12 protein-coding genes are annotated in these 25,189 nt (G+C 46.2%); 11 read left to right on the top strand and 1 reads right to left on the bottom strand.

What is annotated here, in order from left to right; all coding sequences use genetic code 11:
- The 8 genes from IXB50_RS05580 to IXB50_RS05545 all read left to right on the top strand — a co-directional run bounded on the left by IXB50_RS05580 (position 1) and on the right by IXB50_RS05545 (position 15,186).
- Entirely contained in the window at positions 1-7,563 is a 7,563-nt protein-coding gene (locus IXB50_RS05580; protein ID WP_215607957.1) for a hypothetical protein, read from the top strand.
- A 31-nt stretch (positions 7,564-7,594) separates the two neighbouring features.
- Positions 7,595-8,068 (top strand): CIS tube protein, encoded by a 474-nt coding sequence (locus IXB50_RS05575; protein ID WP_215607956.1) that lies wholly within the window; start codon positions 7,595-7,597, stop codon positions 8,066-8,068.
- A gap of 176 nt (positions 8,069-8,244) precedes the next feature.
- Complete coding sequence (locus tag IXB50_RS05570; protein ID WP_215607955.1) at positions 8,245-10,254, top strand: VgrG-related protein; 2,010 nt, start codon at positions 8,245-8,247, stop codon at positions 10,252-10,254.
- Positions 10,255-10,267: 13 nt separating this feature from the next.
- A complete protein-coding gene (locus tag IXB50_RS05565) occupies positions 10,268-10,660 on the top strand; it encodes a DUF4280 domain-containing protein (protein WP_215607954.1) in 393 nt (130 codons plus the stop codon).
- Positions 10,661-10,759: 99 nt separating this feature from the next.
- Entirely contained in the window at positions 10,760-11,608 is an 849-nt protein-coding gene (locus tag IXB50_RS05560) for a PEP-CTERM sorting domain-containing protein (protein WP_215607953.1), read from the top strand.
- A 214-nt stretch (positions 11,609-11,822) separates the two neighbouring features.
- Positions 11,823-12,647, top strand: coding sequence for an aspartate/glutamate racemase family protein (locus IXB50_RS05555; RefSeq protein WP_215607952.1), 825 nt, complete (start codon positions 11,823-11,825; stop codon positions 12,645-12,647).
- Positions 12,648-12,725: 78 nt separating this feature from the next.
- The gene (locus IXB50_RS05550; RefSeq protein ID WP_215607951.1) at positions 12,726-13,811 is read left to right on the top strand and encodes a transporter substrate-binding domain-containing protein; all 1,086 of its coding nucleotides are present in this window, start codon (positions 12,726-12,728) and stop codon (positions 13,809-13,811) included.
- Between the two features lie 43 nt (positions 13,812-13,854).
- Positions 13,855-15,186 carry a dicarboxylate/amino acid:cation symporter gene (locus tag IXB50_RS05545; protein ID WP_215607950.1) on the top strand — a complete coding sequence of 444 codons (1,332 nt, stop codon included), beginning with the start codon at positions 13,855-13,857 and terminating at the stop codon, positions 15,184-15,186.
- A gap of 240 nt (positions 15,187-15,426) precedes the next feature.
- Here IXB50_RS05545 and IXB50_RS05540 read toward each other — a convergent pair whose 3' ends face one another.
- Complete coding sequence (locus tag IXB50_RS05540; protein ID WP_215607949.1) at positions 15,427-16,854, bottom strand: sensor histidine kinase; 1,428 nt, start codon at positions 16,852-16,854, stop codon at positions 15,427-15,429.
- A 190-nt stretch (positions 16,855-17,044) separates the two neighbouring features.
- Between IXB50_RS05540 and IXB50_RS05535 the strand changes: the two genes are divergently transcribed.
- The 3 genes from IXB50_RS05535 (at position 17,045) to IXB50_RS05525 (ending at position 25,070) form a co-directional block, all read left to right on the top strand.
- Complete coding sequence (locus IXB50_RS05535) at positions 17,045-18,469, top strand: endonuclease/exonuclease/phosphatase family protein (protein ID WP_215607948.1); 1,425 nt, start codon at positions 17,045-17,047, stop codon at positions 18,467-18,469.
- 367 nt (positions 18,470-18,836) lie between these two features.
- Positions 18,837-24,278 (top strand): ATP-binding sensor histidine kinase, encoded by a 5,442-nt coding sequence (locus IXB50_RS05530; protein ID WP_215607947.1) that lies wholly within the window; start codon positions 18,837-18,839, stop codon positions 24,276-24,278.
- Between the two features lie 30 nt (positions 24,279-24,308).
- On the top strand, positions 24,309-25,070 hold the full coding sequence (locus tag IXB50_RS05525; protein ID WP_215607946.1) for a class II aldolase/adducin family protein: 762 nt from the start codon (positions 24,309-24,311) through the stop codon (positions 25,068-25,070).
- Positions 25,071-25,189: the final 119 nt, after the last annotated feature.

Raw genomic sequence — 25,189 nt, 5'->3', positions numbered from 1 at the left:
ATGGTCAAGCACCTGGGACATGACACTCCACTAGGCTCATTTCGCAACTTAGGTAGTTGGATACAACGACGTGGGCTGGGTCCATCATCTTTATCGATACTTGACCTTAAAACGTTTTATCCCCAGGGCTTTCCCGTTCCTGCACCAGAGGGCTTAGACAATGAGCAACAATCTAGCACTTCAGATACCAACTCGGATACCAACATTGTTGCTCGTAAACTAGATCCTTCAGCACCTGCCTCAGCGTTTCAAACACCCAGTAATCAGCAAACATCTTTACCAGATTCTGCAGAATCTGTTTCAACCAAACCTACCACCCCATTTCGCACGAGTTTACAACGTTACTTTAAACCTGAGGCGGCTAACGCGTCTGAGACAGAAAAGACGGCAACAGATCAAGGGCTGCCTCAGCAGGGGGGAACCCAGCTGCCAGCATTAGATAATCAGGTCACAGCCCCCCCTGAGGTAACCCAGCCCCAGCCGTCTACTCCCAGCTTACAACCAGCTCCTGCAACAGCGGTTCCTGAGACACCTATAGAAACAGCGGCAGTTACCGATACGGTTCACTCGGTGAGCCCACCCCCTGGCTCATCTATTCGTGAAACAGATACAGCCGCTTTACCTCAGCCGCCGCCGATTGGACTGACCTCAGCAGATATTAACCAATCTATTCAGAGTCTTCGAGAACCGTCGTCTTCGATTCAACGCACCACCGATCAGAGTCTTCGAGAACCGTCGTCTTCGACTCAACGCGCCACGGATCAGAGTCTTCAAAAATCGTCATCTTCGACTCAACGTGCCATCGATCAAAGTCTTCAAGAATCGCCGTCTTTGATTCAACGCGCCACGGATCAAAGTCTTCGAGGACCGTCGTCTTCGACTCAACGCGTCACCGATCAGAGTCTTCAAGAATCGTCATTCTCGACTCAACGCGTCACCGATCAGAGCCTTCGAGAATCGTCGTCTTCGATTCAACGCGCTACCAATCAACACGATCAAATTGTCGAGCAGTCAACTAACTTAGGGCATCAGTCAGAAGTTAGTGCTAAGCTCCCAGTATCCTCAAGTCCATCTCCAACCATTGAGGTTCAATCTGTTGCACAGGCAAGTGACTCAACTGCTCCTGTACAAGGCTGGCAAGACGTGACGACTTCGGCAGTCCCAGGCAACCGGGCAGAAAATCCAATACCTCAGACGGGTGAGTCTGTTCAACGTACAATTGCTCAAAATAGTCCAAACTTAGAACAGTCTGTTAATACAAGTGATGAAAAATCTTATCATGTCATTCATCCTGATGAATCGCAGTCTTCATTAAACCAGTCTCCCCTATTTGCTTCTAGTTCAGTAGAGCTACCCGAAATCCAAACTGCATTAGAATCAGGCCCAACATCATCAAGGCCGATATCGGCCAACTCGGATCAGGTCCAACGGCAGTCCGATCTTGCTGCTAGGGATGCGGCTAATATCGATAATAGTGAGTTAGATAATCAGGGTTCTTATCCTGAGGTTCAAAGGTCTCAGAGTTTGGAGGATGAAGCTCATTCTGAAAGGACGCCGTTATCAGCGGCTCAACAGCCGCTCTCCCCTGATCCGTCAGAGGCTACTTCTAATGAGAGACTGAGTGATGATCAAATCGCTCCTGATTTAGCTGCATCAGTTCAGCGGACCGCTGATGAATCTCAGCTGCCAAAATTGGTTACCCATGACTCCAACGCCTCAAGTGATTCTCAACAAAATCAGGAATTGAGTCATGTTTCAGACGTGCTTAACTCAGCTGAATCAGTTCAACGGACTTCAGCTCAATCTGCTATTGATGATGCTCAACCCTCAATAGCAGATTCGTATCATACCAGTGCGTCCATAGTCCCTGCCCAAAGTCCAGAGAGTACTCAACCTGTTGCTGAATCAGTTGTGCAACGTGCTGCCGAATTGTCTCAGTCGGTACCATTGGCACCCTCTGTTTCGGAGTCGTCTTTATCGAGCCAACGAGCTGCTAATCAGAACAATATTTCCCTTGAGCAACTGCCTGATACTGAGGGGAAGACATCGCTTCAACCTTCTACTTCAGATGAGATTCGGTCAGCTTCAGATCAAGCGATCGCATCCTCTAATCAGTTAACTTCAACTGATACTAATATCCAGAAAGCATTAGATATCCCCCAAGGAGCCGCTCAATCCAATCTGTTCTCAAACAATTTAGAAAATATCCAACCTCAATCCCAACCTGCCTTCGAGCAGAGCCCGCCACCATCCCAAAATATCGATAAAACTCTTGCTGGTATTGATGTTCAGCGATCTGTCAGTGCAAGCAAGACAACCAATATCCCTGCTAATCACGACAATTCATTATCTGTAGATTCATCATCAGCCTTCGTCCAGTCTAACAATACAGATACGATTCTAGATAAGGGTGAGTCATTGGATAATGTGGCGGCATTGCCAATAACGCCGTCCGATCCAACGGCCTCTGTTCAACGGTCTACGGTAGATTCTAATGATAGCGACAGCATTGCCGAGCTAGTAGATACTCAGGAACAGATTGATACAGCTCAGTTCACGCCTAACATCGCTTCAAAAACTGAGCTGGTCGAAACTGAGCTGATCGAAAGTGTGAGTGAGGCTCAATCTACTTCTAATTCAGTAGAAGACATCCAAAGAGTGGCTGATTTCACTCAGCCAACGGCGTTAACCCCATCTTCCCCTAGTCAGACAGAGTTTACTCAACCAACGGCGTTAACCCCATCTTCCCCTGGCCAGACAGACTCTACCCATCAATCTTCCACCCAGGTTACCTCTGATACCAACAATAAAGAGGACCTAACGGCTGCACTACAAACGCCTATTCAGTCCTTACCTATTCAGCGGTTACCAGATGCATCGGATGATGAAACTGCCTTTACTGAATCTCTGACTCAACCAACCCAGTTTGAATCTGAATCATCAAGTCAAGCTTCGGTTGTTCAGCGAGCTACCAATTCTGACCATACTCCTGCAGGCTCGGCTTCTAAAGCATCAGTTTATGAGGATCAAGCACCCTTAGAATCTCAGCTTGTTGTCAATGATGAGACAGCTTCAATCACTTCAGCGGGGCTACCAGACTCATCTGAAACGTCCCAATCTATTCAGCGATTGAGTGATTCATCAGCAATCCCTCAACCTCAGACAGCAGCAACAATACAGTCCACAACCAGTCTCGCACCAGAGCAATTGGCTGTGCCTTTAGCACCAAGTCTACAAAAGACTACTGCCGAACCTGATGCAGTAACTTCCACTGAAGACCAGACATCAGCTGATCTTTCATCATCTTCCCAAAGCCCTGAAATATCAGTAAGTTCGTCAGATTCTATACAGTCATCTAGCTCGTCTACCCCTCCCACTTTAGACGTAGCCCAGGCTTTATCTGTAACTGATGAATCTGTCCAAAATCAGCCTGATACAGGTACTAATGTACCGAGCGATCAAGCAGTCAAAATACAGCCTGTTTCTGAGCAAATTAACCCTAGCCAGGTCGACTTATCTCAAGCGGCTAATACTTCCCAAAATCAGTCTGATACAGGTACTAATATATCGAGCGATCAAGCAGTCAAAATACAGCCTGCTTCTGAGCAAACGAGTCCCCCTAGAGAAGTATCTGAGGCTTCTCTAGCATCTAGTACATCCGACACATTACAGCGTCAGACTGTTGCCTCTGAAAGAAATGTCCCTGATGAACTGAATGGAACAGTTTCATCAGGTTCCCTGCAGCATCAGCCTGATTTACCTGGACCATCCTCTCAGACCAGCACCATTCAACCTTCAACGCTTGGAACGAATGTACAGCAGATATCAGAGCCCTTTCCAGATATATCCCCCACCCTAGAAGAGACATCCAGCTCACAGAAAAACCTATCCGAGACAATTCAACATCAACAAGCTCTTTCCTCGGAGACCTCTAGTGCTTTAAGTCAGCCAGTCACTAACCAAGAGTTTTCTGCTCCAGAAATTCAAAAAGTTACGGATACCTCTACTCCCCCTGTACAACGCGATGTTGTTGAATCGCCCCAATCAAACTTAATGCCGTCAGGAGCCAGTCAGCCTATTGAGTTAAAGTCGCAGCAGTCAGGTCTTGATCCAGAGGTACAGCAGGTATCGGCTTCCGCGACAGATACCTCAAACTCATCGATCTCAAATTCATCAAAAGAGATATCTGATACACCAGAGAACCTGTCCGAGACAATTCAACGTGAGCAAGTTCCATCCTCAGAGGCAACGAGTGCTTTAAGTCAGCCAGCTATTCGTCAAGAATTCTCTGCTCCAGACGTTCAGAAAAATGCAGAGACCTCTGACATCGATACTTCAAACTCTTTAGACGTGCAGTCGTTATTTGAGGATCAGTCCTCAGAGGCAACGAGTGCTTTAAGTCAGCCAGCTATTCGTCAAGAATTCTCTGCTCCAGACGTTCAAAAAGTTGCAGATACTTCTGACATAAACACGTCATCTTCTTTAGACAAGCAGTCGTCGTCTGAGAATCAATCACTTTATCAATCACTTTCAAGTGAAAAAACTTCGACTAATGAGGCTTTCACTACTCAGCATAAGACTGATCAAAGTAAGACATCTTCTAAACCAGTAACGTTTGCTGAAACTCGCCCTGAACCACAGTCTCAACCCTGGCCTGCTAACACCGATGTAAGTTCTACAGACCGGTCCAATCCATCAATTCAACGTCACGTTGCCGAATCCCCCCGAGGGAATGTTCAACGGGTTCTTGACTTACAACCAAATCAGTCAGATTTAGAAAATCTTCAGCCAGGCTTAGAGACTATTCAGCCTGTTACTGAAGTGAGCGCAACCGAATCGGCTATCACAAATCATGCCTCGGTTACAGATCAACCCAAGATTATTGACGATGCCTTATACCATAGCCATGAGCCGGTTTCTAGCGAAATTCAACGAACAGTTACTAATAAGTCTCTAGCCACTCAAAATAACCCAAGCAAGCAAGTAAGCGGTTCACCAGATCCGAAACGGGAAATTAACTCTAAAATTCAGGCAACTGACTCTAGTATGGAGGTGTTTTCCGTTACTGACTCAACAGTACAACGCCTGCCAGAGATGACAACGGATCAAGCAAATTTGCAAGACCAACGGTCTGAGTCAGGTAATGAGTTTGTTACAGATTCAACTGCTGCATTACAGCGATCGCCAGATGATACCGCTTACAATATAGAACCCTTCGCAAAGGTATCTGATCCGTCATTAGGTGGTTCAAATACACTGCAACGACAAAACATCGACTCTCCTGTTCAGATACCGACCTCTGACCAGCAAGTATCTTCAGACGTTGCTCCAACAGTACAGCACTCGTCAGGTACCACGTCAGAACACATCCCTCTCAGAGAATCTCTGTCAGAGTCTACGGGTAACGATTTGTCAGACTCTGTTGCTAAAGTTCAACGCTCATCAGATGGTGCGTTACCCACCACAGTTTCCTCTGAGAATGAATCGGATATATTAGCCCCTTCCTTAAACACGCCCCAAACACAGGGAGTGCACCCTAAAGTCCATTCACCTGGTGCTGGGTTGGCAGTGAATGCAAACTCTGGGAACGTAATGCAGCGCTTATCAGACATTACCGAGAATCAGATAGCTTCAAATGTCCAGAAAGCGGAATCTGTTGGTGAGGATATTTCTAGTGATGGGTTAGTCAACTTTTCAAACACATTTCAACAGTCCCAAGAGTCTTTTTCTGGGGAATCAGGTCCGTCAGATTCAGCAATCACCCATCAAGAGCGATCTGAACCTACCATTCAACGTGCTTCAAATACTTTGGCTGAAGACGACACTCCACCTGGGGAACGACCTCTATCAAATCAGAATCAGTTTTCCCATACAGAGCCCTCATCAGCGCTAGCCGCAGACTTACCGCAATCCATTGGAATACCTGATTCTCCATCAACTATACAGCGAGTGTCTGAGCAATGGGATAATCTTAATGAGAATCGATCAGATCCGACTCTAGAGCGACCTCTATCAAATCAGACGCCCTCCCATACAGAGCCGCCATCAGCGCTAGCCGCAGACTTCCCACCGCCAATTACAGAAACTGACGCTTCAGCCATACAGCAAGTGTCTGAGCCACAGGCTGATCTTGCTAAGAATCAATCAAATCCTATTCCCGAGCAAACAGCTTCTGCCAATATTGAGCCGTTATCCCATGTAAACTTGGCTGCGAGATCGATTCAACGCAGTTCGACAGACCCTGCGACATCCTTACAACGGTTGCCTGATAGCGATAGTGTGCAAAAGTTATCTGCACCACTCGAAACAGGTTTACTCCGTGGGACATCAGGAGTCTCCAATAGTAGGCAATTGCCAAGGGTTTTGAAACCATTGGGGGTGCTGAAGCCGTTGCCATCGTTGCAAACTGAGGTGACTGCCCATGGGAGGACTCAACCGAACACAGTTCAACGTCAGGATATTCCCAACGAGTGGTCTAACCTCGATGGGGCAGTCGCTGGTTTGACGGCTAACTTTCAACAAGTTAATACAAATGTTGAGCAAGACAGAAACAGTGATATAACAGCAGCGATAAACTCCTCAAACTCTTCAATGAGTAATCCTGCTACAATTCAGCGCCAGGTTTCTGAGTCTGAAAATGATCCTAATAGTCATCAACAGCTAGACTCTGGTGGCTCTCCTAGGCAGGTTTCCAAATTTGGAAATAACAACGCTAATATTCAGCAACAACTAAATTCTGGCAATATTCCTAGCCAGGTTTCTAGCATTGAAAATGCCACTAACATTCAACGACAGCCAGCCATCGGTGACCTTCCTAGTCAGGTTTCTGAGTCTAAAAATGACGTTAACATTCAGCAACAACCAAATTCTAGCAATATTCCTGGCCAGGTTTCTAGCATTGAAAATGCTACTAACGCTCAACGACAGCTAGACACTGGCGATCTTCCTAGCCAAGTTTCTGAGTCTGAAAATGCCACTAACATTCAACGACAGCTAGACACTGGTAGCCCTCCTAGCCAGGTTTTTGAGTCTGAAAATAACGCTAACATTCAGGCTCAGCAAAACTTTGACAATAGTGCTAACCAGTCTTCTACAATTGCAAATGACACTAACATTCAACGACAGCAGGACCCTGGCAGCATTCCTAGTGCTTGGTCTAACTTAGAAGGCCTAGTCACCCATCTACAGAGCGGCAGGACATCAGACCAGACATCAGCTAAGTCAACGACTCCTAAACCGTCAACTGATAACAGCAAATCTACTTCGAAATCACCCCCAAAACCTAAACAATCATCCCCAACTGTCAAAGTAACCCAGCCAGCTACGGTCACTGTTCAACGTCAGATGGCAAGTCCGGCGGCTTCAACAAAACCAACCATTATCCAGGCTTGTAAAGATGATTCTGCCACTGATTCTGATGCTAACTCGTCCAGTAATGAAGAACAAGATACCAATCATAACTACAGTCAGTACCTAGAGCTGCTCGTTCAGGAAGTTTATAGTTTGTTGCGTCAGCGGCTCTCCCTAGAACAAGAACGACGAGGACCTAAATATCCCCGATAACTCAACTAGATTTTAATTGTTAAGTTGATCCATGAGTAAATTTGTAAAAGCTAAACTCATTGCCCAAGGCGGTGGTAGCAATATTGAGTTTATGTTTAACCCAACTGAGTTAAGTTTTACGCGTAAGATGAACCTTAACTCCTGTGGTGGAGCCCGCACAGATGACGGTGTCCCTAAGGTTAGCTTTGGTTCACCCGATCCCTACAACATTACAATTGGTGGGTTGATCTTTGATACCTATGAAACGGGCGAGAATGTACTCGATAAGCATGTCGAATATTTTCGCCAGGCCGTTGAGTTTCTGGATAGTTCTGAGCGTCCTCCTATGTATATTTTTACGTGGGGAAAACAAGAATATTTACGTTGTTTTGTGCAGTCATTGACCTATAAACTAACGATGTTTTTACCCGATGGAACGCCTGTACGAGCATCGGTGGATGTTACGTTGCAGGAAATTGGAGAGACTAGTAGTTCGGGAAATACGGGTACACCGTCGAGGCCTTAATGGTAGGACTGGTTGTATGGCTCAGCCTACGCCGAGTTTAAAACTCAGTGCCCACTGGAGATTGTGTGAAAATACGCAATGGTAATAATTTGACATACCAAGAGACCCGTGATTACCTCCATGTTCTCCAAACACAACGCTATTACAATCAAGTTTGATTTGTAAGATGCTAATGCATGGCTGCCACTAAATTTGTCGCGACACCGACGCTAAAGATCGACGGCAAAGCTGCCTCTAGTGAGCTAATGGAAGATCTTTTGCAGATTGTGGTAGAGGAAAGCTTACATCTGCCAGGGATGTTTACTATAGTCATTCAAAATGACTATTACGGTGGCGAAGAGAATTATAAGGTTTGGAAACACGAGAAGCTGTTTGAGATTGGCAAGTCCATTGAAATTGGCTTTGCGGCCAGTACTACTGAGTCGGATGAGTTTGATGAAGAGAACAAAGGCAATGTGATCAAGGGAGAGATCACGGCTATTGAAACTCATTTTACGACTGAGGCCCAGGCTCCTATTATTGTGCGTGGGTATGATGCGTCTCATCGGTTGCATCGGGGACGACATAGCCGCTCATTTCAAAATAAAACGGATTCTGACATTGTTAAATCTATTGCCTCGGAGGTGGGTATCTCTGTTGGCAAGGTCGATTCTACCGGTGGTCCCTATGGTTATGGAGATATTGGTGGCTCCAGTGGCTATGTGTTTCAGCAGAACCAAACAAATATGGAGTTTTTGCGGGAGCGGGCGGCGCGCCATGGCTTTGAGCTATTTGTTCAAGATGGCAAGCTCAACTTTCGTAAGCCCACCAAGGACAGCACCCTGTCCTTGGAGTGGCTGCAGGATATCCATAGTTTTCGGGTGCGGGTGAGCAGTGCTGATCAGGTAAAGAGTGTGGAGGTGCGTGGCTGGGACTATAGTCGCAAAGAAGTGATTGCTGAGACTATTAGTAAAGCCAAGCAGGTTCTGACGGATACAGATAACGGTGACGGCAGTAAGACGGTCAGTGTTTTTGATGGTAAGCCGAAAACACCGACATTGGTGATGGTGGATCAGCCGATTTCCCAGGCGACAGAGGCAAAGGCCATGGCTCAAGCTCTCTATGACGAAGTGGGTGGAGAGTTTATCCAGGCTGATGCTCGTAGCGAAGGGGATCCCTCCATTCGTCCGGGACGGGTGGTTAAGCTGACGGGCATGGGTAGCTACAGTGGCAGCTACTATGTCACCGAAACTCGTCATGTGTTGCATGAGCGCATTTACAAGACTGAGTTTTCGGTGCGGGGACTGCGCGGGGGTGATCTGTTGCAGACCTTGGAGACGAACAATACCCTGCAGCCGGGGCAAACCCTGATGGTGGGGATTGTGGCTGATAACAAAGATCCGAAAGGTTGGGGCCGGGTGCGGGTGAAGCTGCCCACACTGACGGAAGACCATATGAGTAACTGGGCTCGGATGGTTGCGGTGGGAGCAGGTCCCACCCGAGGTTTGGACTGGCTACCTGAGATTAATGATGAGGTGCTGGTGGCGTTTGAACATGGGGATATTCATCGGCCTTATATTCTGGGTGGGGTGTGGAATGGCAAGGATGCACCACCGGAGAAGACTGAGGAGACGATTGTCAATGGTAAGGTTCGTTTGAGAACTTTGAAGACTCGTCTAGGCCATACGCTGCAGTTTGTAGAAGAGGATAAGGGGGATAGTAAGCAGGGCGTTTATTTGACGACGGTGGATAAGCATCAGCTGCATCTAAATGATACTGAGAAGTATACAGAGCTGAAGACTAAGGACGGTCATCAGCTGAAGTTTGATGATAAGAATAAGAAAATCGATCTAAAGACTAAGGGCGGTCATCAGATTTCGATGGATGACAGTGGGAAGAAGGTGGATATTATCTCCACTGGCAGCCTGAATGCGAAATCGGGTAAGAGTGGCAAAAGCGAGAAAATTAATATTAATGGGGGAGAAATCACCTTAACAGGAGCTACTAAAATCACGCTAAAGGTGGGCAGTAGCAAGATTGTTTTGAGTAACACTGGGGTGGACATTTCGGGGACCCAGGTGAATGTGAAGGCGAATGCGACGGCGAAGGTAGAGGGTTCGATGGTGGATGTGAAAGGGAAGGCCACGGTGAATGTGCAGTGTTCGGGCATGACAAAGGTGGCCGGGAGTTTGTTGAAGTTAAATTAATTGGAGAGTAATCATGGGAATGCAAGTTGTCGCAGGGGCCATGCTCAAATGTCCCTTTGGTGTTGCCCCCAGTGTCTTAAGTGTCTTGCCCAAAGGCCCACCCGTTATGGCATCTGGTCCCCTGGCTGCCACCATCATGGACTATGCTCCCATTGTCAACATTCCACCCTTTGGCATGTGTAGTTCTTTAGCAAATCCTACCGTTGCTAGTGCGACAGCTGCGGCTTTAGGTGTACTTACCCCGATGCCCTGTCTGCCGGTCATTCCAGCACCCTGGGCACCAGGCTCACCCACCGTACACATCAACAACTTTCCAGCTCTTAACAATAGCTCCAAATGTATGTGTACGTGGGGTGGAGTTATTTCTGTGATGAATCCTGGCCAATTTACGGTGCAAATTCCCTAAAAGAAGATTAAAATCGCATCTATTTTTTACGGTAAAACCATGCGAGACAACATAGGTTGTGATTTTAGCTTCTTCAGCTATTGAAAGGAAATCAGAATCATGAAAATCGGAATCACGAGAGCAAATACAAGGTTAGGGCAAGTAAGTTTTGCTATGGCTAGTATTGCTGCTACGCTTACTTTTTTTGGGCCCGCAACATCTGCGCAAGCTAATACCTTTATAAATTTTGAAGATGCACCTGCCCTCGGGCTAAGTGATAATCAATTAATCACAAACCAATATTTAGATTTAGGATTTAGTTTTGATTTAGATAATAATTTAGATGGCATCGCTGATGTAGGAATTGCCCCTGCACTGGAAAAAACGGGTGATGATCGAAAAAACGGCTTTTTTAATGCCGGTAAGGGTAATGATGTTGCAGAAGCTAGCTTCTTTGATGAAGAGAATAATATTACCTATGTAGATCGCTTGGGTAACTACTTTCTGAGAACAGGTGGGCTAGGTGGTAATGGAGGAAATCTCCTGATCAGTTACACCGAAGGTACATCTGCCGCTTCTGGTGAACTTTGGGATATTGATGGTAACCAAGGTTTCTTTGCTGATGGTTCTGCAAGAACTGAAAAATGGGAAGTGCAGTTACTAGATAATGATGGTTCGATTTTGGATACAATTTTCAGCCCACTAGGTGATACAGCCCATACTCCCCTTGATGGGAAGCCTTGGTTGTGGTCCTTTAAACGTGATTCGGCTGATGTTAAGGCAATTCGTTTCGTATTTGCAGGAAAAAGTCCCGCTCAAAATGTCGGACTAGCCTTTGATAATTTTTCTAGTTTTTCTAGTGAAGGTGAGGAAACAGCCGTTCCTGAGCCTGCAGCGATGCTAGGGTTGCTTACAATGGCTGGATTTGGTATCTCTTCCCTACGGCGTCAAGAACAAGCAACTGACTAAGGGATAAGGATTTTATAAGATCTAAGTTAATTTCGTAAACCTTTTCAGTTCTCTGCTGAATTCAACCATTCACCTCAAAAAATGAATAAGGGCTTATCTAGTTGTTGCGGAATGATTTTGCCCTCTTCTCTTCTGCTTTTTTTCACTGCTAATCCCTAGGGTAAAACGGGAACTCTCAAGGAGTAATAACTCCCAGTAACCCTATGGGTCCAAAATGTCATACACTCTCCCCAAAACACCTCAGCGGCAATTAAAGCTACCGGGCATTTTGGGTGGGTTAGGTCCATTGGCCCATATTGAGTTCGAACAACGCCTGCTACACCATAGCTCGCGTCGGGGCGCGCAGTGCGACCAGGACCACCCCAACTGGGTAGTCCTCAGTGCTGCGTCAACGCCGGATCGAACTCAAAGCTTGCTGGGAACAGGGACAGACTGTGTACCCTATCTGGTGCGCAATAGCTGTCAGCTCAAGGCTATGGGGGCTGATTTCTTGGTCGTAACCTGCAACACCGCCCACGGGTTTTACCACCAGGTCCAAGCCCAAATAGATATTCCCTGGCTGCATATGATGGATGCCACAGTGAAGTACATCGCCGAGAGTTTTCCCACCGTGCGGCAGGTGGGAGTGCTAGCAACAGATGGAACGTTGCGATCGCAACTCTACACCACCAGTCTTGCCCAATATGGAATCTCCTCCATTTTGCCCCCCCTAGGATCCCCCATTCAACACCGGGTTATGGACTCAATTTATTCGCCAGATTGGGGTATCAAAGCCACGGGTGCCTGGGTGTCAGAGATTGCCCTGATCGAGCTGATCGTTGCTTCCCGCTGGTTAGCAGACCAAGGTGCAGAACTGATCATCGCCGGATGTACCGAAATCTCCATCGGTCTTGCCAAACTTAGTCAACTGCCCATCAACTGGATTGACCCTCTGGATGTCATGGCCAATCTCTCCCTCGACCTTGCCTACGGCCTGATTAAGGCTCCGATCATTATGTCAGCTAAGCGTTTAGTTTCTCACGATGTTGTTGCTGATTGAGGGGATAAACCGATCGGTCAGAAGTGCTTTGTACCATATCTTTTCGATGAAATCATACCGAGGATCAGCAACACTCCCATGAGTAAACCATCGTCACTCCTACACCGGATATCGCACGCTCTCATCGTCGTTGTTTTAGTCATGGGGTGTGGCCTATTGCAGGCGTTTTGCCTGAGTCAACCTGCATTGGCTAATACAACCACCCTACAATTAGGCAGTGAAGGCGCACCGGTTGAGCAACTACAAATTCGTTTGCGCACGTTGGGATACTTAGATTCAGACATCAATGGGATTTATGATGCCTCTACTCGTGAAGCGATTCAAGCCTTTCAGACGGATCGATCCTTACCCGCTGATGGCGTCGCTGGGGCGGAGACCCAACGACAGCTAACAGGACAGAATGGCACCCTCTCTCCCCGCGCTGAAATGTCTTCTGATATTCAGCGAATCCTGGATCGAGGCACGTTGATTGTGGCCTTACTGGGCACCGATAATCCTCCCTTCTTTATGGGTGACACCAATGATCTGGAGGGATTAGACATCAAAATTGCCCAAGGATTAGCAGAGTCCCTAGGCGTTGACTTAGAATTTAACCGGTCAGCAGATACATTTAATGAGGTCGTTGATCAGGTCTACCATCTGGAAGCCGATATTGCCATTTCTAAGCTGAGTCGCACCCTCAGCCGGGCTAAACGAGTACAATTCTCCCGTCCCTATGTCACTATGCGACAGGGATTGTTAGTGAATCGGGTACAGCTTGCAGAACAAACCGAAGGCAGCCATGTAGTTGAGGCAATTCGTAACTTTAATGGCCAGGTTGGTGTGATTCAAGGATCGTCCTATGGTGGTTTTATTAAGCAAAAATTTCCTAACGCCACCATTAAAGAATATCCCACCTGGGAGGACATTGTAGAAGCCGTCATTAATGGTGATATTCAGGCAGCTTATCGAGATGAACTCGAAATCAAAAAGATTATTTATAAAAATCCAGATGCTGCCCTCAGACTACAAACAATTGCTTTAAATGACACTCGGGATCAAATTGCTATGGCCTTGCCCTGGGATAGCCACCATTTACAAGCCTTTGTTAACCAGTATTTAGATACCTTCAATCTCGACTATACGGCTGACACAGTTTTAGAAGAATATGCCGATTATCTATAGGATCAAAACTATCCCTTAACCCCTCTTTCCTTATAAGGTCATTATGACAATTAACTCAGGGATCAAAAAACGACAGTTTTGGCCAAATACTGTCTCCCTTAAATGGTTACGTAGCCCTTGGGCAATTCTAGCTAGTGTTGTTCTGGCCGTGTATGTAGGCACTACTCATAAAGAACTTGCCATCTTACTAGCCCCCCTAGGCAACTTTTATTTGGGGTTACTAAAGATGTGTGTTCTACCCATTCTTTTGTCCGCTATTACTACCAGCATTGGTCAATTGATGCAGAGTAGTAAAGCCACCCAGTATATCAAACGTATCCTAGTAATATTCCCCTTAGGGCTATTGGCTTCCAGTAGTGTAACCGTAATTCTTGCCACCATTATGGGGCCTGGACGTAACCTATCCACAAAAACTTTGGAGTCTTTGGGGGGGTTGATTAATAATTCAAGTATTGATTTGGAAATGGCCTTGACAGGACCGATTCCCGAAGAATCTTCCCAGAGTCTGGCCTCCTTTCTGATTAGCTTAGTGCCTGAAAATATTTTTAGTGCCCTGAGTCAGGGTGAAACATTAAAGGTATTAGTTTTCTCAATCATTGTTGGTATTTCACTGGGGCTGGTTCGCGATCGCGTTACTGAACCTTGCTTCGATATCTTAAGGGCAATTTATAAAACATTTAATCAACTGATCAGTTGGCTTACCCTGATTTTACCGATAGGCCTCTTTAGTCTTTTGGCCTATCAGCTTTCCCAGCAGGGATTAGATGTGATGCTATCGATGATGAATTTTGTGATAGCAGCCCTGGTTATTTTTTTAGTGGTATATGTACTGAGCACGCTGATTATTTGGCAACAGGCTAAGACTTCCTTTATTAAGGTTTTGGCAGCTTTACGTGAACCAACAATCTTAGCCTTAGCTACCTCCAGCAGCCTGGCTTGCCTGCCATCCGCTATTACCCAGTTAACTGAAGGCTTAAATTTCAGTCGTCAAACTGCCCATTTAGTTACACCACTAGCCATTACACTTTGTCGCTTTGGCTCAGTGATTTACTTTGCCCTCGGTTCAGTGTTCGTGATGCAACTATATGACAAACCCATGGATTTGGGGAGTGCCATCATTGTAATTGTCGGATCTATTTTTGCCGGTATGGCCACGTCGGGGGTAACCGGTCTTCTCACCCTAACCATGCTAGGCATTGTGTTGGAACCGTTGCAGCTACCGTTAGAGGCCGTCCTGGTTCTATTCGTCGCGATTGACCCAATTATGGACCCATTTCGTACCCTAGCTATTGTTCATACGGGTATTGCAACCACCGCTGTGATTGCTGATGAATCTAGTGGTAATACGATTATCACCGGTCTTAATATAATGTAAACCTTGTCCACGTCCAGACCTGGAGTTTTACCGTGGGAGAAACGACAGGTTTCAATTTGGACGTGGTTTAGGTTCTCACAAGAAATTGGGGTATCAATATTAAGCCGGGAAATTCTGAACAGGTAAGGAGTGAGTGGTTAGTAGTCGGTAGTTAGTCCCTGACTGGCGTTTAACCATCAACGACTAACTACCATCTTCCATAAACTGTCCCGCGTTAAATTGGTGCCCAGAAATTGGAGGTTATTTATCTTTATAGGCTTTACGGACCTGTTTAGCATGTCTCAATAACATTTCTAATTTCTGCCGATTATCACCAGCATTACCATTCTGATCAATCTCTGTTTTTAGTAGCTTCACTTGCTCTGACAAACTTTGCTGACGACTCATGACAACAATGGCCATATCATTAAACAGCTTGGCCAGTTTGCTAAATTCATCAGGGCGAGCCATCACATGGGCTAGGGTGCGAGGATTAAACCGATTGCGTTTGATTTCATCCGCAGATTGGTTGAGTTTATTAATGGGGCGAATAATATGGAGTGCTGCTGCCAGCGCCATTAACGAAGCAACAATGGTGATACCCACACCAATGATCAGTGTGTGTCGAGTCGTAGCTCGAATCTTTTCCATATAATCACTTTGAGGGATAGCCACACCCACTATCCAATCAATCCCTAAGTCTTTCAAATGATAAATATGAACCAGCTGCTTCTCACCCTCTAGAGCAAAATTAAAAGAATACTGATCCTTCATCTGGCTCAGATCATCAAGGTTTTGTAGCAGATGGGTGACAGTCTCGCGCACCAGTTGATTTTGACTATTGCTAGCAGGTAATCGTAACTTTTCACCATCTACTTCCATAAACGGTTTCTCATTGGCAGAAATAGCAATCAGATCTCCAGAAGATTCGATAATAAAGGCTTTACCATTGGGACTAACCGACAAGTCTTTGAGAAAATTACTCAGCTCAAAAAGATAAACATCGGTGCCAAAAATCCCCTGCAGCTGACCCGCTTGATTAAAGATCGGAGTGGCACGGGTGAGCGTTAGCGCATCTCTGGAGTTAGCAATGTACACCTGACTCCAAATGGGAACCTTGCTAAAGGCCGCTTCCTTATACCAGGGCCTGACCCGAGGATCGTAGTCAGATACTTTAAGCTGTTCGGATAAGTCAGTCACATCATCCGCTTGATAAGCAATGCGACGAAAATCGGTATCCTGATCAACAAAGTCTATGCGACTCACATCATCGTGATGCTCACTATAGACAAACTCCCCTGCCTCATTGCCATAGTAGAGATTATTCGTTAGGTTCTCTGATTGGGTCAGTCCCCAGAGCGATTTAGCCAACTCGCGAGTATCTTGAACCTTTAAATTGCCATTAGCAACTTCCGCTTCAATTACAGCAGAAATCAGCGATGGTGTGGTCAAATAGCTGTCCACCTGTTTCTCAATGTTGGCAGCGACCTCTTTACTGATTTTCCCAACTAATTCATCAACAGCCTTCTGGCTACTACGATAGGCTAACCAACTAGTCAACAGGATGCCAGAGACTAACGGTGTGATCACACATAGGGGCAGACTCCAGCGAATAGAGACGAGCCGTTTAGTGGCATTTACTCCTGTGGTAACACTAGTGGATAGGAAGCTCTTAGAGTTTGATGACATTAGATTGACCGTCGTTAGGAGAAGCCTTAGGGCATAAGCATCTCCCCTAACATGCCCGTCAAGAATCTAGCATCAACATTATTTGCTTCTAATTTGGGGTATTGGGCACAAAGTAGCCCCATGGGTGTTATTGATAGAACCATGGAGTCGTTCCACGGTTTCATGGTTCCAACACTGAAAGGAGATACTGATGCCATTCTATAGTTGGCTTCGCCCCCGTTCCTATGATAGCGTCAGAAACCTAAAAACGAAAAAGCGAGCTACCCAAAAGATTAAGGAACTGCGGGCTGCGTTTGATGCCCATGTCAAAGATGCCACGGTTCTAAAAAATGGGGAAATGCCGTCCGATAAGTCGCAGTATGTGCGGATTGCGACCTGGAATATCCGAGAGTTTGACTCGTCTAGCTATGGCTATCGGAGCCAAGAGGCCAAAGCCTATATCGCCGAGATTCTTTCTCGGTTTGATCTGATTGCACTTCAAGAGATCCGGCGGGACCTCGACGCGCTCAATGATGTCAAAAAACTGTTGGGACCTAACTGGGACTACATTGCCACCGACGTCACTGAAGGTGCATCCGGCAATAAGGAGCGTATGGTGTTCCTGTTTAATCAAGATAAGGTCTGGTTTCAAAATGTTGCTGGAGAACTCACGCTACCAGCCGGTAAACGGATCACCGATCCGTTTGGAGACCGCTTTAGGGTGGAAGGGGGAGCACAATTAGAACTGCCTGAAGGAGAGAATATCGTATCTCCGCAAGACCTGAAGATTGACACTCTCTCTTCTGGGCAGACAAAAATTGGCAAAGCGGTAGAGATACCTATCCCTGAGGGTACAAAGATTGTCTTGCCACCAGGCTCATCCATCCGCTTTGCCAAGCATGCGAGGGTGCCAACCACCCCTGACAACAAGATAGACATCGAAGCAACCAATACCCCAATTCTGCCAGAGTCTGCTGAAATCGTACTGCCGCCAAACTCACTACTAGGTGGGCCGCAGCAGTTTGCCCGCACACCATTTATTGCGTCGTTCCAGGCTGGGTGGCTCAAGCTTAACCTGGCGACGGTGCACATCTACTATGGCTCGGGTGCCACTGGTATGGAACGACGCAAGGAAGAAATCCGACGTCTCACATCACTCCTCGCTGATCGGGCCAAGAGTGATAGTGACTCAGACGCTGACTCATACTTTATTGCCCTGGGGGATTTCAATATTGTTGGTCCGGGACATGAAACCATGGATGCCCTGAAAACAAACGACTTTATGATCCCAAAACCGCTACAGAACGTGCCTGGTTCCAATGTTAAACAGGACAAGTTTTACGATCAGATTGCCCTGTGGACCGGAGAATCAAGTCGTCGTAAGACCTATACGCGGATTGTGCCTTATCGTGCGGGTGTCTTTGACTTCTTTGATGTCGTTTATCGGACTGATGAGGAAGAGGTTTACCGTCCATTTATGCGTAAACCCAAATCTAGTAAATTTTACTCTAGCTATAAAAACTGGCGAACCCACCAGATGTCTGATCATTTGCCCATGTGGGTGGAGTTGCGGATTGATTTCACCCAGGAATATTTAGACAAAATTGAGCTTGACCTGCAGGCTAAGCTCGATTGAATAAACGGCTAGTGCACTGAAAACAACTCCCAGTTACAAATGCCTAAACTTAAAGAATACTTCAAGGGAAATTGTATGGATCTAGTGCTTAATTGAAGAGGAATCGTTCATAGTAATTAGGTTGACCTAATCATTTATAAGATAGAAGAGCGAAAATAGGCCTCCTCGCATATGCTCCAAACTCCCAATCCTGGGGGCTTTGAGTCCAGTTCCCCCCAGGATATAGCCCAAGGGGCATTCAGAAAGGGGAACGGAAGGGGCATATGCATCTGAAGCCTAATTTGGATAACCTACTTATTGATACTCAAAGTGCTGGGAAATCTAAAGATAATCTCATCGCTTTAGAGCATTTTGTCTGCTCAAACCTATGATACGCCTAAGCAGCATTACCCCGAGTTCATTAGCTAAGCTTTCTGGTTATACCTTAATAGAACAGCTATACGAAGGGACTAGAACAGTTGTCTATCGGGCTATTAAGACGAATGGACAATGTCCGGTGGTGATTAAGGCGCTGCGGCAGGATTATCCTAGTTTTAGTGAACTGGTGCAGTTTCGTAACCAGTATGCGATCGCACAAGTACTGACCCGTCAGTGCGCCCAAAATCCACCCATTGCCGGGATTCTTCGACCCTTAAGCTTAGAGCCCCTGGACAACGGCTATGCCCTGGTGATGGAGGATTGGGGGGGATTGTCCTTAGCGCAGTACCTTCAGCAGCAATCGTTGGTGCTGACAGAGGTTTTGGACATAGGCTTACAACTGGCCGATATTCTGCATGGGTTAGACCAACGGCGGGTGGTGCACAAGGACATTAAACCAGCCAATATTTTGATTCGGCCTGAGTCGAAGCAAATCAAATTGATCGACTTTAGTATTGCCTCCCGATTGCCTAAGGAAACCCAGAAAATCCAGAGTCCCACCATCTTAGAAGGGACCCTGGCCTATCTGGCCCCCGAACAAACCGGGCGCATGAATCGGGGCATTGATTATCGGGCTGATTTTTATGGGTTGGGGGTGACCCTGTATCAATTGCTAAGTGGCCGTTTACCCTTTACTTCAGAAGATCCGCTGGAGTTGATGCATTGTCACATGGCCGAGGTGCCTACACTCGTCAATCAGATCAATCCTGATGTGCCTGGCATGGTGGCAGCCATTGTCGGAAAATTGATGGCCAAAAATGCTGAAGATCGCTATCAGAATGCCCTGGGTCTCAAACATGATTTGGAACAATGTTTAATCCAGTGGCAAGCAATCGGGAGAATTTCCACCTTTGAACTGGGACAACGGGACATCAGCGATCGTTTCCTGATTCCAGAAACGCTCTATGGTCGTGAGGCTGAGGTCCAGACTCTGCTGGATGCCTTCCAGCGGGTGGCAGCGGGAGCTGCTGAACTAATGTTAGTGACCGGATTCTCCGGCATTGGTAAAACGTCTGTTATCCAGGAAGTTCATAAACCCATCACGCATCAAAACGGGTATTTCATCAGCGGTAAATTCGACCAGCTTAATCGTAATCTTCCCTTTTCAGCCTTTATCCAAGCGTTTCGTAGTCTGATAGCACAGCTATTGGGTGAGTCCGATGCCGTGCTCGATCATTGGCAGAAAAAAATTCTGGATGCGGTGGGTGTTAATGGTCAGGTCATCCTCGATGTCATTCCCGACCTGGAGCAAATTATTGGTCAACAGCCTGCTTTAACAGAGCTTTCCGGCAGTGCCGCTCAGAATCGATTTAACGTAGTCTTTGGCAATTTCGTCCAGGTATTTACCAGCAAAGACCATCCGCTAGTGATATTTCTAGATGATCTGCAGTGGGCAGACTTAGCCTCTTTGAATTTGCTCAAGCGCTTGATGGATACGGCTGAATTAGATGCCAACACTGGCTATTTATTAGTATTAGGAGCCTATCGAGATAACGAAGTATCTCCGACCCATCCATTCATGCTCACCTTGGATGACCTGGAGCACCATGGCCAACTCATCCATACCTTAACCCTAACGGCACTCAGTGAACCTGATATTAATCAATGGGTGGCAGATACGCTGCGATGCTCCATAGAAATAGCTAAGCCCCTTTCCCAGTTGGTCTATCAAAAAACCCAGGGCAATCCATTCTTTACCACCCAGTTTTTACAAGAACTATATGAGCAGACCTGTATATATTTTGATGTCGAGTTGGGTGCTTGGCAATGTGACCTGTCAAAGGTACGGCAGCTAGCCCTCACTGAAGATGTGATGGCATTTATGATGAGGCGATTACAAAAATTATCCCCATCAGCTCAACAGGTTTTAAAACGCGCTGCCTGTATTGGTAACTGCTTTGACTTAAGTGCCCTAGCAACGATTTGTGAGTTGCCTCAAGAAACTGTTGCAACAGAATTATGGCTGGCGTTGCAGGAGCAATTAATTGTTCCTGTCAATGAAAACTATAAGTTTTTTCAGGGAGGGAGGACCGATACAATCGGCCTTAAACCCGCTGTTGCCGACTATTGTTTCCTCCATGATCGAATTCAACAAGCAGCCTATGCATTAATTCCAGATAGTCAAAAACAAGCTACACATCTAGAAATTGGCCGATTGTTATATCAGACATCGTTAACCCTTCAGACTGAGGTGAATCTGTTTGATATTGTTAACCATTGGAACAGAGGACTTGAACTGATCAATACTCCAGCAGAACAACGTCAGTTGTGCCAACTCAATTTAGCTGCTGGACAACGTGCCAAAGAAGCTACAGCCTATGCCTTGGCTGAACAATATGCCGTCGTTGGGATTCAGTTACTGGCTCCGAAGGGCTGGCAAACAGATTATGATGTTATGCTGACGCTGCATGAGTTAGCAACAGAGGTGACCTACCTCAATGGTGATTTTGCCCAGAGCCAAACATGGGCAAACCATTTGATGCAGCACGCCAAATATTTCTTAGACCAGGTCAAGGTTTATAAAATTCAGATTCTTGCCAATATAGCTCAAAAAAAGCTATCAGCAGCCATTGAAATGGGGCGACAGGCCCTGGGACAATTGGATATTGAGATTCCTGTTGAACCCACAGAGGCTGACATTCAACAAGCATTAACAACGACCGCGAGTCTGGTGCCTCCCAGCAAAATTCAATCCTTGGCTGAATTGCCTACGATGACCGATAGTCGGTCGTTGGCGGCATTAACTATTCTCAATACCATCGCGGCAACAGTCTATTTGTCTCAGCCGAAACTCTTCCCTTTGGTTGTGCTAGAGCAGGTAAAACTATCGGTTATGTATGGTAATTCACCGATATCTGCGGGGGTTTATGCACGCTATAGTTTCATTCTATGTGGCAAGGTTAATGATATTGAGTCAGGCTACCAGTTTGGTCGTTTAGCCTTATCATTAGCCGAAAAATTTAATCATAAAGCCATCAATACCCGTGTGTTTTTGATGGTAGGTGCTTTGACAGTTCCCTGGAAAGATCATCTACGCAAAGGATTACCGTTATTAGAAACAGCATTTCTAGATGGGATGGCATCTGGGAATTTAGATGGTGCAGCCTTAGGCCATTACTACAATAGTCAGTCCTCCTATTTGATCGGACAGGAGTTAACAGGCTTAGAACATAAAGTAGCTGTTCGCAGTCAACAGCTCCGTCAGATAAAGCAAGAATTGCATCTCAATAACAATGAGTTACTGCGCCAAGTCATTTTAAATTTGTTGGGCAAACCTGACCAGGTCTATCGGTTAGTGGGTGAGGCTTTTAATGAAGATAAAATGTTGTCCCAGTATCAATTGACCAGCAACATCCTAGGCTTATATTGTTTTCACCTGTATAAGCTTTTACTTTGCTACTGGTTTGGTCAGGTAAACGCAGCTGTAGACCATGCCAAACAAGCTGCTGATTATTTGGCTGGTGCAACCGCCCAGGCTACTGTACCTCTCTTCTATTTTTATGATTCCTTAGCCGCGCTGGCTCAGTATGCCACTGTTTCAATCCCAGAGCAGACGTCGATTTTGGAGCAGGTTAACAAGAATCAATTAAAAATGGAGCATTGGGCAACGTTTGCTCCCATGAATTTTCAACATAAATTAGATTTAGTGATCGCAGAGCGGCATCGTGTCTTAGGCGAGAAATCTCAGGCAATTGAAGCCTATGATCGAGCTATCAGTGGTGCGAAAGAGAATCGCTATACCCAAGAAGAGGCGCTTGCCCATGAACTTGCGGCTAAATTCTATCTGGCCTGGGGCAAAGATAAAGTAGCGGCCAGTTATATCCAGGAGGCCTATTATTGTTATGCTCACTGGGGCGCGATCGCTAAAACCGATGATCTCGAAAAACACTATCCCCACTTGCTGCAGCCTATTCTTCAGCCAGCAGCTTCATCTATAAATTTTTTGGATACCCTGGCCACAATTGCGCCTCCTAACCTGACGATTCATTCCACAGGAACCTTCAACGCTGCTTCATTCACAGCTCTCAATACTGTTTTTGACTTTGCATCGGTGTTGAAATCTGCCCAAACGATTTCAGATACGATTCAATTAGATGCCTTACTGCAGCAGTTAACCCAGATCATGTTGCAAACCTCTGGCGGTGACCATTGTTTTCTGGCATTACCCAATAACAATGATGACTGGCAGCTGAGGGCGATCGCCACACCTGGCAATACTAAACTCTCTACTGAGCTGTTGGCCGAGCACCTGGATGCTCCCATTCAGCTAATCTACTATGTCAAACACACTCAAAAAGTGGTGATGGTGGACAAGTTTGTCATAGATTTACCCATCATTGATACCTACCTCAATCGACACCAACCCCAGAGTGTGTTGTGTTTGCCGATATTGCATCATGATGTCATGGTGGGCGTGCTGTACCTCCACAATCAACTCACCAGTGGTGTCTTTAGTAGCGATCGCATCCTGGTCCTCAATTTTCTATGTACTCAAGCGGCAATTGCTTTGGAGAATGCGCGTCTTTACCAACAGGCCCAGACCTATGCTCAACAGCTAGAAGAATCACAATTGCAACTGGTGCAAAGTGAGAAAATGTCAGCCCTCGGTAACTTGGTGGCCGGGGTGGCCCACGAAATTAATAATCCCCTGGGTTTTGTCGGTGGCAATATCAGTGAACTACAGCTGTCACTCAAGGACATCACCCACTGTTTGCAAGCGTATCGTGATGCATTTCCCAATCCGGGGGATGACATTCAGGCAATCTTAGCAGCCGCTGATATCGAGTTTGTTTTAGAAGACATTCCGAAAATGCTGACATCTATGGAAACAGGGTGCGATCGCATCCGTGCCATCAGCAATAGTCTACGCATCTTTTCCCGTGCCGATACCGATACAAAATTTGAGGCCAATCTTCACGAAGGCCTAGATAGCACCCTATTAATTTTAAAATATCGCCTCAAAGCTAAAGACTTTCGGCCTGAGATTAAGATCGTGAAACATTATGCCGAACTACCGGACATCAATTGTTTTCCGGGCCAGTTAAACCAGGTGTTTATGAATATCCTGGCCAATGCCATCGATATGTTTGACGAAATGGCTGAGGAACAATCCTACGATTCCCTGGAGACAAACCCACAGAAAATAACAATCCACACCCGTATTATCAACGACAGTGCAACCGTCAGTATCAGCGATAATGGCCAAGGTATGTCTGAGCAAACCTGTGCCAAAATATTTGATCGCAAGTTCACTACAAAAGGCGTTGGCAAAGGGACGGGACTAGGATTGGCCATTGCCCATCAGGTGATTGTGGAAAAACATGGTGGTAGTCTAACCGTGAACTCTACCTTGGGCCAGGGAACAGAATTTGTCATCGGTTTGCCGATGTAAAATATCGGTTGTTCTATTCAAGGTAAGTCCATGTCAGACTTAAAATTTCCCACCCCGCCTACATTTAACAATGTGGAAGATGAACGTTGTCATCGCCAACAGCGATTAGCCGCTGCATTTCGTTTGTTTGCCCGATATGGATTTGATGAGGGTGTGGCCGGACACATTACTGTACGTGATCCTGAATGGCCAGATTGCTTTTGGGTAAATCCATTTGGTATGTATTTCGGTCATATTCGTGTATCTGACCTATTGCTAGTGAATCACAAGGGTGAGGTGGTCAAAGGAGACAAGCCTGTCAATGCAGCAGCGTTTGCGATTCATGCCCAAATCCACCAGGCCCGACCGGATGCGAATGCGGCGGCCCATGCTCACTCTCTCCATGGTAAATCCTGGTCCACCCTTGGCCGTCTGCTCGATCCCCTAACCCAGGATGCCTGTGCGTTTTATCAAGACCATGCCTTGTTTGATGACTATACCGGGGTGGTGCTAGACCCTGACGAGGGCAAGCGCATTGCTGCTACCTTAGGAGATAAAAAAGCTGTTATCTTGCGTAACCATGGCTTACTAACGGTGGGTCATACGGTGGATGAAGCCGCCTGGTGGTTTATTACGATGGATCGTTCTTGTCAGGCACAACTCATGGCGGAAGCGACAGGAAAACCAGTGCTAATTGAACCTGAGACGGCTAGTTTAACCTATAGTCAGATCGGTTCTCATCGGATCGGTTGGTTTAGCTTTCAGTCTCTGTATGACAAAATCGTGCGTCAGGAACCTGATTTGTTGGAATAGTATTATGTGAAGGCTACAGTTGTTTTTGAGGTTTTCTATTGCTCTTTTTCAACTTGGATTTGTGCTCTTAGAACCTTATGGGTAGCTGCATCTGCTGCAAACATATGCTCTACTCTTAA

Origin of the sequence: Leptothoe spongobia TAU-MAC 1115, from assembly GCF_018739885.1 — a bacterium.
Lineage (GTDB): Bacteria > Cyanobacteriota > Cyanobacteriia > Phormidesmidales > Phormidesmidaceae > Leptothoe > Leptothoe spongobia.
Note: the sequence above shows the minus strand (reverse complement) of the source record. Positions and strands in the feature narration are given on the sequence as shown.